The 12,514-nt window shown below is 64.9% G+C and carries 8 protein-coding genes; 7 read left to right on the top strand and 1 reads right to left on the bottom strand.

Annotation, left to right across the window (positions count from 1 at the left end; all coding sequences use genetic code 11):
* Positions 1-470 precede the first annotated feature (470 nt).
* From FS665_RS14970 to yccS, 7 genes are all read left to right on the top strand, one after another.
* On the top strand, positions 471-2,273 hold the full coding sequence (locus FS665_RS14970; protein ID WP_145189833.1) for an acyl-CoA dehydrogenase: 1,803 nt from the start codon (positions 471-473) through the stop codon (positions 2,271-2,273).
* Positions 2,274-2,303: 30 nt separating this feature from the next.
* Positions 2,304-3,746, top strand: a complete 1,443-nt coding sequence (locus FS665_RS14965; protein WP_145189831.1) for a TldD/PmbA family protein — start codon at positions 2,304-2,306, stop codon at positions 3,744-3,746.
* Positions 3,746-5,065 carry a TldD/PmbA family protein gene (locus tag FS665_RS14960; RefSeq protein WP_145189828.1) on the top strand — a complete coding sequence of 440 codons (1,320 nt, stop codon included), beginning with the start codon at positions 3,746-3,748 and terminating at the stop codon, positions 5,063-5,065. The genes FS665_RS14965 and FS665_RS14960 overlap by 1 nt, the downstream gene beginning before the upstream one ends.
* A gap of 127 nt (positions 5,066-5,192) precedes the next feature.
* Complete coding sequence (mdtD, locus tag FS665_RS14955; protein ID WP_145189825.1) at positions 5,193-6,620, top strand: multidrug transporter subunit MdtD; 1,428 nt, start codon at positions 5,193-5,195, stop codon at positions 6,618-6,620.
* A gap of 112 nt (positions 6,621-6,732) precedes the next feature.
* Positions 6,733-8,070 (top strand): ATP-dependent RNA helicase DbpA, encoded by a 1,338-nt coding sequence (gene dbpA, locus FS665_RS14950; RefSeq protein WP_256675103.1) that lies wholly within the window; start codon positions 6,733-6,735, stop codon positions 8,068-8,070.
* Positions 8,071-8,196: 126 nt separating this feature from the next.
* Positions 8,197-9,378 carry an NAD(P)/FAD-dependent oxidoreductase gene (locus FS665_RS14945; RefSeq protein ID WP_145189819.1) on the top strand — a complete coding sequence of 394 codons (1,182 nt, stop codon included), beginning with the start codon at positions 8,197-8,199 and terminating at the stop codon, positions 9,376-9,378.
* 83 nt (positions 9,379-9,461) lie between these two features.
* Entirely contained in the window at positions 9,462-11,645 is a 2,184-nt protein-coding gene (gene yccS / locus FS665_RS14940; protein ID WP_145189816.1) for a YccS family putative transporter, read from the top strand.
* A gap of 21 nt (positions 11,646-11,666) precedes the next feature.
* Here yccS and FS665_RS14935 read toward each other — a convergent pair whose 3' ends face one another.
* Positions 11,667-12,404, bottom strand: coding sequence for an ABC transporter substrate-binding protein (locus tag FS665_RS14935; RefSeq protein WP_145189814.1), 738 nt, complete (start codon positions 12,402-12,404; stop codon positions 11,667-11,669).
* Positions 12,405-12,514 lie beyond the last annotated feature (110 nt).

Below are 12,514 nucleotides of genomic sequence, written 5' to 3'. Positions count from 1 at the left end.
GCGATATTGCGTCGTACTAACTAAGCATCGCGAGCTGCGCTCGCTCCTACGGTTATTTCGAGCCTGTTAATCCTGGGGATTCTGCGCGCGAACGTCTTGGCGCATGGCGCGATATTGCGTCGTACTAACTAAGCATCGCGAGCTGCGCTCGCTCCTACGGTTATTTCGAGCCTGTTAATCCTGGGGGTTCTGCGCGCGAACGCCTTGGCGCATGGCGCCATATAGCGTCGTACCAACTAAGCGGTCGCGCGCACCGGTCACAGGCGTTACTGGCCAGAAACAAACGTAGGAGCGAGCGCAGCTCGCGATGCGCCGCGCGGGCGGCGCTCGGTTTCACAGGCGCTGAACGCATCAAGGTAAGCACCTGTATGCCCCCACCCTTTCTATAGCCATATCACCCAAACCTATTAACATCCCCGCGCCTCTCCCAACTCCCTACACTCGCAGCATCCCGCCCAAGGACCGCGACCATGCCCGAGACCCTGCTCAGCCCCCGCAACCTCGCCTTCGAACTCTACGAGGTGCTCGACGCTGAAAGCCTCACCCAGCGCCCGCGCTTCGCCGAGCACAGCCGCGAGACCTTCGACGCTGCGTTGACCACCGCACGCACCATCGCCGAGAAATACTTCGCCCCGCACAACCGCAAGGCCGATGAAAACGAGCCGCGCTATGTGGATGGCTGCGCGCAACTGATCGACGAGGTCAAGCCCGCCGTCGATGCCTTTCTGCAGGCTGGGTTTCTCAATGCCAACCGCGACTTCGAGGTCGGCGGCATGCAGCTGCCAAGCCTGGTGTCGCAGGCGTGCTTCGCGCATTTCCAGGCCGCCAACGCCGGCACCACGGCCTACCCTTTCCTGACCATGGGCGCCGCCAACCTGATCGAGAGCTTCGGCACCGAGGAGCAGAAACGCCTGTACCTGCAACCGATGATCGACGGCCGCTACTTCGGCACCATGGCGCTGACCGAGCCCCATGCCGGCTCGTCGCTGGCCGACATCCGCACGCGCGCCGAGCCGGCCGGTGATGGCAGCTACCGGCTCAAGGGCAACAAGATCTTCATTTCCGGCGGCGACCACGAGCTGTCGGAGAACATCGTGCACATGGTGCTGGCCAAGCTGCCGGACGCCCCGCCCGGCGTCAAGGGGATCTCCCTGTTCATCGTGCCCAAGTACCTGGTCGATGCCGATGGCGGCCGCGGGCCGCGCAACGATGTGCTATTGGCCGGCCTGTTCCACAAGATGGGCTGGCGCGGCACCACCTCGACGGCGCTGAACTTCGGCGACAACGGCCAGTGCATCGGCTATCTGGTCGGCCAGCCCCACCAGGGCCTGGCTTGCATGTTCCAGATGATGAACGAGGCGCGGATCGGGGTCGGCATGGGCGCGGTGATGCTCGGCTACGCCGGCTATCTCTATTCGCTGGAATACGCACGGCAACGCCCCCAGGGGCGCCTGGCGGACAACCGCGACCCGCACAGCGCCGCCGTGCCGATCATTGCCCACACCGATGTGAAACGCATGTTGCTCATGCAAAAGGCTTACGTCGAGGGCGCTTTCGACTTGGGCCTGTACGCGGCGCGATTGTTCGATGATACCCACACCGCCAGCGATCCGGCGGCGCGCGACCAGGCACAACAACTGCTCGATCTGCTGACGCCGATCGTCAAGTCCTGGCCGTCGGCGTATTGCCTGAAAGCCAACGAACTGGCCATACAGATTCTCGGCGGTCACGGCTATACCCGCGAGTACCCGGTGGAGCAGTACTACCGCGACAACCGTCTCAACCCCATTCACGAAGGCACCGAAGGCATCCAGTCGCTCGACTTGCTGGGGCGCAAGCTCGCGCAGAACAACGGCGCTGGCCTCAAGCAATTGCTGCGCTTGATCAGCGCAACGTGCGAGCGCGCCAGCCACCATGCGCAGCTCGACCCCCTGCGCGCCCCGCTGGAGCACGCGGTCAAGCGCCTGCAGGATGTCACCCTGGCCTTGCTCGGCGATATGGCGCAGGGCAAAGTCGCCGGCGCCCTGGCCAACTCAGCGCTCTATCTCAGGGTTTTCGGCCACTGCGTGATCGGCTGGCGCTGGCTCGAACAGGCCGTGCATGCCGAGCTCGGCGTGCTCAAAGGCGCTGCGGACGATCGCGACTTCTACCTCGGCAAGCTGCAAGCGGCGCGTTATTTCCTGACCTGGGAAGTACCGGGCTGCCATAATGACCTGGCCTTGCTGGAGGCGCGCGACGACACGTGCCTGGCCATGCAAGAGGGGTGGTTCTAGGGGAGCCACCGTGCCAACGGAGGCTTGTGCATGTTCGATTCAAGCGCCCTGCTGCGCCAGCGTTTCGCCGCGCTGCGCAGTACGGCCGATGTGTTTTCCCTGCGCCATGTAAAGCAGTCGCACCAGACCCTGTCGGTTCGCCGCAATGTTGCCGAGCCGCCGTTCTTCAGCCAGGACGAGGGCGCCATGCTCACCGCCCGGGTGGCCGGCGTGGAGGCCTATGCGGCCACCGCCGACCTGTCCCCGGCGGGGCTGCAACAGGCGCTGCAACAAGCCGAAGACCTTGCCCGGCACGTCGCCCGTCACAGCTTGCTGGACCTGCGCGAACAGCCGCTCACCGATGCCCGGCACGACCACGTCTCGCCCAACTTCGATCAGCCGTTGCCCAACCTGGCCGACTGCCTCGGGCTGCTCGCCGCCGAATCAGCCAGCGTGCCCAAGGACGATCGTCTGGTCGACTGGCAAGCCAGCCTCGGCGTGCTCACGCTTGAACAAACCTACCTCAACAGTGCCGGCGCCGAGCTGCGCCACGCCCAGCGTTTCGTCTTCCCCGGCCTGAGCGTGACCGCCAGCGACGGTCAGGACAGCCAGAGCCGTAGCCTGGGGCGGGAAAACTTCGGCCAGCAAGGCGGCTTCGAGGTCATCGAACGGTGTGGCCTGATAGGGGCGGCCAGACGAGTCGCCGACCAGGCGTTGCAGTTGCTCCTGGCACCCAACACCCCCAGCGGCACGCGCGACCTGCTGCTGATGCCCGACCAGATGATGCTGCAGATCCATGAATCCATCGGTCACCCGTTGGAGATGGACCGCATCCTCGGGGACGAACGCAACTACGCCGGCACCAGCTTCGTCAAGGCCAGCGACTTCGGCCACCTGCAATACGGCTCGCGCCTGCTCAACGTGACCTTCGACCCGACCATCGGCGAGGAACTGGCCAGCTACAGCTTCGACGACGACGGCACGCCCGCCAGCAAGCAGTTCCTGATCCGTGACGGCCTGCTGCTGCGCCCGCTTGGAGGCGCCCTGTCGCAGTTCCGCTCGGGCCTGGACGGGGTTGCCAACAGCCGTGCCTGCAGCTGGAATCGCGCGCCGATCGACCGCATGGCCAACCTCAACATCGAACCCGGCGATCACACGCTAGAACAGCTGATTGGCGGTATCGAGCACGGGATCCTGATGCGCACCAACCGCTCCTGGTCCATCGACGATGCACGCAACAAGTTCCAGTTCGGTTGTGAATGGGGCCAGTTGATCGAAAACGGCGAGCTCAAAGGCGTGGTGAAAAATCCGAACTATCGCGGTATCTCGGCACAGTTCTGGCGCAATCTGGCGGCGGTCGGCGACCGCAGCACGTTCCAGGTGCTCGGTACGCCTAACTGCGGCAAGGGCGAACCCAACCAGGTAGTGCGGGTCGGGCATGCCTCGCCGGCCTGCGTGTTCCGCCAGATCGATGTTTTCGGAGGAGACGCCTGATGAAACACGCTTTCGACGCATTGCTGACCGCTGTTGGCCAAGGCGTGCAGGACGGCGAGCAGTTCACCCTGGGCTACAGCGCCGAGCACTCGCAGTTCATCCGCTTCAACCATGCCAAGGTGCGCCAGGCCGGCGAAGTGCGCCAGGCAAGCGTGCACCTGCGATTGATCCGTGAGGCGCGCCAGGCCGAGCAGCAGGTGACCTTGAGTGGCGAGGCGCAAATCGACGCGCAACGCCTGAATGCCGCTCTCGAGCAGTTGCGCCAGACCCTGCCGCTGCTCGCCATCGACCCCTACCTGCGCGTGGACGACAGCGCCTGGCACAGCCTGAACCAGCAAGCCCAGCCGCTGCCTGCGCTGAGCGACGTGCTGGACCTGCTCGAGGGTGAGGCCGGTGACCTCGACTTGGTCGGTATCTACGCTGCAGGACCGATCTGCCGGGGTTTTGCCAGTTCGTTCGGCGCCTACGGGTGGCACCAGGCCAACAGTTTCAATTTCGACTGGAGCCTGTTTCACAGCAACGGCCAGGCGGTGAAGGCCAACTATGCCGGCCAACAGTGGGATGCCGAAGCGTTCCGCCAGCGCCTGCGTCAGGCCCGTCAGCAATTGGGTTTTCTGGGCCGCCCGGCGCTCACCCTGGCACCTGGCAGCTATCGCGCCTACCTGGCCCCGGCAGCGATGGACGAGATCGCCGGCATGCTTAGCTGGGGCGGCTTCTCGGCCCAGGCCTTGGCCACCGGCAACAGCGCGCTGCAACGCCTGTACAGCGGCGATGCCCAACTGCATCCGCTGGTGAGCTTCAGCGAGCACGTCAGTGGCTCGCTCAGCCCGGCCTTCTCCGACGAAGGTTCGCCACGTCTGGATGTGCCTTTGATCGAGCAGGGCAAGGCCCTGCAGCGTCTGGTCAGCGCACGCAGTGCGGCGGAATTCCAGTTGCTGGCCAACGGCGCCGACAGCTACGAGTCACCCTGCGCGCTGAGCCTGGCACCAGGCGGCCTGCCCAGCGAGCAGGTGCTGGAGCGACTGGGCACGGGCCTGTACATCAGCAACCTGTGGTACCTGAACTACTCCGACCTGCCCGCCGCCCGCATGACTGGGCTGACCCGCTTCGCCACCTTCTGGGTGGAGAACGGCCAGATCCAGGCTCCGGTCAACACCATGCGCTTCGACGACAGCGTCTACAGCCTGCTCGGCAGCCAGTTGGAGGACCTGACCCGCGAGCGCGAGATGATCCTTTCGACCAGCACCTACGGGCAGCGCAGCACCGGGTCGAGTCATTTGCCGGGCGCACTGGTCAAAGGGCTTACCCTGACATTGTGATTGCAATCACCGGTCCTTTCGCGGCCAGACCCGCTCCCACGGCAACGATCTAGCAGCTGCAGGTCATGCAGATCGTGCGCGAGCGGGCTGGCCCGGACACAGGCCGGCACTGACGGAATAGCACGCCATGCCCGATCGAGCCCCGCTGGACCCCATCACCGCCCGTTGGCTGCCCTGGGTGGTCGCCATCGCCTTCTTCATGCAATCGCTGGACGGCACCATTCTCAATACCGCCCTGCCAGCCATGGCCCGTTCCCTGGCCGAGGACCCGCTGCGCATGCAAGGCGTGATCATCGCCTACATGCTCACTGTGGCGCTGCTGATACCCGCTTCGGGCTGGGTAGCCGACCGCTTCGGCACCAAGCGCATCTTCTTCAGTGCGATCCTGCTGTTCAGCTTCGGCTCGCTGCTGTGTGCCGCCGCCAACAGCCTGGGCTTTCTGATCTTTGCCCGCGTCGTGCAGGGGCTGGGTGGGGCGCTGATGTTGCCGGTGGGGCGTTTGGTGGTGCTGCGCGCCTACCCGCGCAGCGAGCTGGTGAGGATCATGAGTTTCATCACCATCCCCGGCCTGCTGGGCCCGCTGCTGGGCCCGACCTTGGGCGGCTGGCTGGTGGAAATCCTCAGCTGGCACTGGATCTTTCTGCTCAATCTGCCGGTCGGCGCGTTGGGTTGCTACGCCGTGTGGAAATTCATCCCCGACCTGCGCGGCGCCGAGCGCACTTCCTTCGATGGCCCGGGCTTTCTGCTGTTCGGCGCCGCCATGGTGCTGATTACCATCGCCATGGAGGGCCTGGGCGAGCTGCACCTGCCGCACCTGCGGGTGATGTTGCTGCTGTTCGCCGGCATGGCCTGCCTGGCCGCCTATTGGCTACGGGCCGGGCGCGACCCGGAGCCGCTGTTCTCGCCCAGCCTGTTTCGCGTACGGACCTTCGCCATCGGTATCCTTGGCAACCTGTTCTCGCGCCTGGGCAGTGGCGCCCTGCCGTTTCTGGTGCCATTGCTGTTGCAGGTCGCCCTGGGCTACTCGCCGGCCCAGGCCGGCATGAGCATGATACCGCTGGCGGCCTCGGCGATGCTCGCCAAGTCCGTGGCCCGGCCGCTGATCGAGCGTCTTGGCTACCGCATCGTGCTGACCGGTAATACGCTGCTGCTGGGGATCCTCCTGGCCAGCCTGGGCCTGGTCGATGAACAGACGCCGTACGCCATGCTGCTGGTGCAGCTGGCGCTGCTCGGCGCGGTCAACTCGATGCAATTCACGGCCATGAACACGGTGACCCTGATCGACCTCGACGATGCCAGTGCCAGCAGCGGCAACAGCCTGCTGTCGGTGGTCGCGCAGCTGTCGCTGAGCCTGGGCGTGGCCTGCGCCGGTGCGTTGCTCGGCGGCTTCACGGCGGCAGGCAGTGCCGATGGCGTGGAAACCACCCTGGGCGCGTTTCAGCTGACCTTCGTCACCATTGGCGTGATGGCCATGCTGGCCGCGGCGATCTTCCTGCAGCTCTCGCCAACGGACGGGAGGCGTGCCCGTCGTCCGGAACAGCACATGGAGTCTTAGGGGGAATGGCCACGAGGCTGGTAGACTGTGCGGCATTTTTCGCTTCGCACCGCAGGCCCGCCTCGTGACCACCGACACCACCGCCTTTGCCTCACTGCCGCTGTCTGCGGCCATGCTGGCCAACCTCGACGCCCTTGGCTACGCCTCGATGACCCCAATCCAGGCGCAGAGCCTGCCGGTCATCCTGCGCGGCCAGGACCTGATCGCCCAGGCCAAGACCGGCAGCGGCAAGACCGCTGCATTCGGCATCGGCTTGCTCAACCCGATCAACCCGCGCTACTTCGGCTGCCAGGCCCTGGTGCTGTGCCCGACTCGCGAGCTCGCCGACCAGGTGGCCAAGGAGCTGCGGCGCCTGGCCCGGGCCGAGGACAACATCAAGATCCTCACCCTCTGCGGCGGGGTGTCGCTGGGCCCACAGATCGCTTCTCTGGAGCACGGCGCGCACATCATCGTCGGCACCCCGGGGCGCATCCAGCAACACCTGGACAAAGGCACCCTGGTGCTCGACGGGCTGAACACCCTGGTCCTCGACGAAGCCGACCGCATGCTCGACATGGGCTTCTTCGACGCCATCGCCAGCATCATCGGCAAGACCCCATCGCGTCGCCAGACCCTGCTGTTCTCGGCCACCTACCCGGCCGGCATCGAGCAACTGGCCGCCGAGTTCATGCGCAAGCCCCAGCAGGTCAAGGTCGAGAGCCTGCACACCGACAACCAGATCGAACAGCGCTTCATCGAGATCGACCCGCAACAGCGCCTGGAGGCCGTGACCCGAGTGCTCGGCCACTATCGTCCGCAGTCGTGCGTGGCCTTCTGCTTCACCAAGCAGCAGTGCGAAGACGTGGTCGCTCACTTGACCGCCAAAGGCATCGTCGCACAGGCCCTGCACGGTGACCTGGAACAGCGTGACCGCGATCAGGTGCTGACCATGTTCGCCAACCGCAGCAGTTCGGTGCTGGTGGCCACCGACGTGGCCGCGCGCGGCCTGGACATCGACGGCCTGGACATGGTCATCAACGTCGAACTGGCCCGCGATGCCGAGATTCACGTGCACCGTGTGGGCCGCACCGGCCGTGCTGGGGAAAAAGGCATCGCGATCAGCCTGGTCGCCCCGGCTGAAGGCCACCGCGCTCAGGCCATCGAAGACCTGCAGAAGCGCCCGCTGCGCTGGGACCTGCTCGACAGCCTGAAGCACAAGGGTGGCGAGCCGCTGCTGCCCGTGATGAGCACCTTGTGCATCGCCGCTGGGCGCAAGGACAAGCTGCGCCCGGGTGACATCCTCGGCGCCTTGACCGGCGATGCCGGCATTCCCGGCAAGCAGGTGGGCAAGATCGCCATCTTCGATTTCCAGGCCTTCGTCGCCGTGGAACGGGCCCTGGCCAAGCAGGCCATGCAGCGCCTGAACAGCGGCAAGATCAAGGGGCGCTCTCTGAAAGTCCGTATCGTCTGAATGTTCTCGGGGCCACTTGGCGGCCCTCTGGCGACACCAGGCCGTTCCCCGCTTCCATGCGGGAACGAGAACGCTTGGTGTCCTGAGGGCTGCTAAGCAGGCGCCGGCTATCTATGAGGTAACACCGTGCACTCCACCGACGTGATCATCCTCGGCGCTGGCGCCGCTGGCTTGATGTGCGCCCAGCTCAGCGCCCGCCGCGGCCGCCGGGTCCTGCTGCTCGACCACGCCAACAAGCCCGGCAAGAAGATCCTCATGTCGGGCGGCGGCCGCTGCAACTTCACCAACCTGTACACCGAGCCTGCCAATTTCCTCTCGCACAACGCGCATTTCTGCAAATCGGCGCTGGCCCGCTACACCCAGTGGGACTTCATCGAGCTGGTGTGCAAGCATGGCGTGCCGTATCACGAGAAGAAGCTCGGTCAGCTGTTCTGCGACAACAAGGCCAGCGACATTCTCGACATGCTGCTGGCCGAGTGCGCTGAAGCGGGCGCCGAGCTGCGCATGCACACCAGCATCGAGCAGATCGACAAAACCCAGGACGGCTACCTGTTGCACACCAGTGCTGGCCTGTTCGCCTGCCAGTCGCTGGTGATCGCCACCGGCGGCTTGTCGATTCCGACCCTGGGCGCCACCGGCTTCGGCTACCAGGTCGCGCGGCAATTTGGGCATAGCCTGCTGCCAACCCGCGCCGGCCTGGTGCCGTTCACCATTACCGAGCCGCAACTCAAGGCGATGTGCACTGAACTGTCCGGCACCTCGCTCGATTGCACGGCCACCTGCAATGGCACCAGCTTCCGCGAAAACCTGCTGTTCACCCACCGCGGCCTGAGCGGCCCGGCGATCTTGCAGATATCGTCGTTCTGGGAGGCCGGCGATACGGTCGAAATCAACTTGCTGCCAGACCGCGACGCCTTGACCTGGCTGCAACAGATGCAGGCCGAACGGGCCAATGCCGAACTCAAGACTGTGCTGGGCGAGGTGTTCACCCGCAAGCTGGCGAACCTGCTCGCCGAGCAGTGGTTCGAGTCGCGGCCGATGAAGCAGTACACCCCCGCGCAACTGGCGCAGATCGCCGCGCAACTGGCGAGCTGGCGCGTGGTGCCAGCGGGCACCGAGGGCTACCGCACTGCGGAAGTGACCCTGGGCGGCGTCGACACCCGCGAGGTGTCGTCCAAGACCATGGAATCGCTGAAAAGCCCCGGCCTGTATTTCATCGGCGAAGTGCTCGACGTCACCGGTCACCTGGGGGGGTTCAATTTCCAATGGGCCTGGGCATCGGCCAATGCCGCTGCGCAGTTCGTGTAGAGTAGAATCCATTCAGCAGCACGGAACGCTTCTTGCTGGACGTGCTGCCATGCATTCATTCGATCACTGCCTAGCGGGCCATCATGTCATCGAGTTCGTTGCGTCAGTCACTGCGTCGCCTGTGGGGCCAGGACAAGTTCAGCTACAGCATCCGCGTCACCATCGCCCTTACCGGTAGCCTGGCCCTGTGCTGGTACCAGAACGAGATGGCGTTGTTGATTCCGCTGTTCCTCGGCATCATCGCCAGCGCCCTGGCGGAAACCGACGACAGCTGGCAAGGGCGCCTCAGCGCCTTGGGCGTAACCCTGCCGTGCTTTGCCATTGCCGCACTGGCAGTGGAGCTGCTGTTCCCCTACCCGTGGATTTTCGTCATCGCCCTGGCATTGGCGGCGTTCGCCCTGACCATGCTGGGCGCACTCGGCGAACGCTACGGTGCAATCGCCTCGGCCACCCTGATCACGGCGGTCTACACCATGATTGGCGTGGACCAACGGGGCGGGCAGGTCAGTGATTTCTGGCACGAGCCCATGCTGCTGGTGGCAGGCGCAGCCTGGTACGGGCTGCTCTCGGTGCTGTGGCAAGCGTTGTTTTCCAACCAACCGGTGCAACAGAGCCTGGCCAAGCTGTTCTTCGAGCTGGGCAGCTACCTCAAGCTCAAGGCCAGCCTGTTCGAGCCGATTCGCAACCTCGACGTCGAAGCCCAGCGCCTGGAACTGGCGCGGCAGAACGGCAAAGTGGTCGCAGCGCTCAACGCCGCCAAGGAAATCATCTTGCACCGGGTGGGCAACAGCCAGCCGAACTCGAAGGTCAGTCGCTACCTGAAGCTGTACTTCCTGGCCCAGGACATCCACGAACGGGTCAGCGCCTCGCACTACCCGTACAACGCATTGACCGAGGCGTTCTTCCACAGTGACGTGATGTTCCGCTGCCAGCGGCTGCTGCGCAAACAGGGCGCTTCGTGCCAGGAGCTGGCGCGCACGATCCGTCTGCGCCAGCCGTTCGTGCTGGCCAGCGGTTTCGCCGAGGCGCTGGAAGACCTCAATGCCTCGCTGGAGCATCTGCGCACCCAGAACAACCCGGCCTGGCGCAGCCTGTTACGCTCGCTGCGGGCCCTGGCCGCCAACCTGGCCTCCCTTGATCGCCTGCTCGGTGCTGCCAGCAACCCCGACAGCCTCGCCGATGCCAGCGACAGCAGCCTGCTGGACCGCTCGCCGCGCACGCTCAAGGATGTCTGGATCCGGCTGCGCACTCAGCTGACCCCAACCTCGCTGCTGTTCCGCCATGCCCTGCGCCTGCCCCTGGCGCTGGCGATCGGCTACGGCATGGTGCACCTGATTCACCCGACCCAGGGCTACTGGATCATCCTCACCACACTGTTCGTTTGCCAGCCCAACTACGGTGCGACGCGGCGCAAACTGGTGCAGCGTATCTTCGGTACGGCGATAGGCCTGACGGTGGGTTGGGTGCTGTTCGACCTGTTCCCCAGCCAGGTGGTGCAGTCGTTGTTCGCCGTGGCCGCCGGGGTGGTGTTCTTCGTCAACCGTACCACCCGCTACACCTTGGCCACGGCGGCGATCACGCTGATGGTGCTGTTCTGCTTCAACCAGATCGGCGACGGTTACGGGCTGTTCCTGCCGCGTCTGTTCGATACGCTGGTCGGCAGCCTGATCGCCATTCTCGCGGTGTTCCTGTTCCTGCCTGACTGGCAGGGCCGACGCCTGAACAAGGCGCTGGCCAATACCCTGACCTGCGCCAGCGAGTACCTGCGCCAGATCATGCAGCAATACGCCTATGGCAAGCGTGACGACCTGGCTTATCGCCTGGCCCGGCGCAATGCCCACAACGCCGACGCGGCGCTGTCGACGACCTTGGCCAACATGCTCATGGAACCCGGGCATTTCCGCAAAGAGGCCGATGTCGGTTTTCGCTTCCTTGTGCTCTCGCATACCTTGCTCAGCTATCTGTCGGGCCTGGGCGCGCACCGCGATACCGCGCTGCCGGCCCAGGTGCAGGAACAGCTGATCGACGGCGCCGGGCAAAGCCTGGCGAAAAGCCTCGACGAGATTGCCAATGGCCTGGCGGCGCGCTTGCCGGTGGCGATTCACAGTGATGAGGAAGAGGCTCTGGCCAGCGCGTTGGAGCAGATGCCTGAAGAGCTGGACGAACACCAACGGCTGGTGCAGACCCAACTGGCGCTGATCTGCCGGCAGTTGGCGCCCTTGCGCACCCTTGCTGCGCACTTGATCAAGCAAGCGCCGGCCAGCTGACCCTGGCCTTGGCGCTGGCGCTCAGAAGCCATGCTGGCGCAACAGACGCGCGTAGCTGCCGTCGGCTTTCATGCTCGCCAGCGCTTGCTCGAAGCGCTGGATGATCTGCGCATGGTGAGGGTGCTTGAGGCTGACCAGGATGTGCAGGCTGTTTTCTGCCAGGGCCGGCTCCACCAGCACCACGGCATCGCGCACATGCTGCGGCTCGCGCTGCAGGTTGTAGCGCGCCACGTACTCATCCTCGACCGCCAGGTTCACGCGCCCTGCCGCGAGCATGCGTACGGCCGAGGAGAAATTGCGCACCGCCACCTTGTGCAGGCGAGTGTCGCCATCGAACTGCGCGGAATAGGCATAATCCCGGACCACGGCGATGCTGTACGGGTAGAGGTCGGCTTGCTCTCGATAACGCAGGGCCTCGCCCTTGCGTTGCAGCAAGCGAATGCGATTGGTCAGGTAAGCTTCGGAAAACTGCCCCAGCTGCGCCCGCGCGTCGGTGTACCAGGCATTGATCAGCACGTCATAGCGTCCCTCGCCTATGCCGAGCAAGGCATGCGCCCAGGGGACTTCCTCGTAGGCGCTGGTGTAGCCTGCGCGGCTCAGTGCCGTGGTCACCAGGCTCGTAGCCAGTCCACCGCCGGGCATGGAGCGGTCGCTGAACGGCGGCCAGCTGTCGGCAACCAGGCGCAGCCTCTCAAGGCCGATAGCCGGTGTCGCCAACAGCAGAATCGACAAACCCAACGCACAAAGCAGTGGCCGCATGCAGAAGTCCTTTCGCAGTAGGAGGCACACGCTGGAGCAGGTGAACGCCGGTCAGATTACACAAAGCCATGGCGTCAGGCAGCGGCCAATACTGTCATTTAGCCTCTAAA

It is taken from the genome of Pseudomonas sp. URMO17WK12:I11 (assembly GCF_007677725.1).
Taxonomy (GTDB): domain Bacteria; phylum Pseudomonadota; class Gammaproteobacteria; order Pseudomonadales; family Pseudomonadaceae; genus Aquipseudomonas.
Note: the sequence above shows the minus strand (reverse complement) of the source record. Positions and strands in the feature narration are given on the sequence as shown.

Excerpts from the sequence above, each read along its gene's own strand:
- FS665_RS14970 (WP_145189833.1), top strand. The coding sequence starts at position 471 with ATGCCCGAGACCCTGCTCAGCCCCCGCAACCTCGCCTTCGAACTCTAC.
- FS665_RS14965 (WP_145189831.1), top strand. The coding sequence starts at position 2,304 with ATGTTCGATTCAAGCGCCCTGCTGCGCCAGCGTTTCGCCGCGCTGCGC.
- FS665_RS14960 (WP_145189828.1), top strand. The coding sequence starts at position 3,746 with ATGAAACACGCTTTCGACGCATTGCTGACCGCTGTTGGCCAAGGCGTG.
- mdtD (WP_145189825.1), top strand. The coding sequence starts at position 5,193 with ATGCCCGATCGAGCCCCGCTGGACCCCATCACCGCCCGTTGGCTGCCC.
- dbpA (WP_256675103.1), top strand. The coding sequence starts at position 6,733 with ATGCTGGCCAACCTCGACGCCCTTGGCTACGCCTCGATGACCCCAATC.
- yccS (WP_145189816.1), top strand. The coding sequence starts at position 9,462 with ATGTCATCGAGTTCGTTGCGTCAGTCACTGCGTCGCCTGTGGGGCCAG.
- FS665_RS14935 (WP_145189814.1), bottom strand. The coding sequence starts at position 12,404 with ATGCGGCCACTGCTTTGTGCGTTGGGTTTGTCGATTCTGCTGTTGGCG.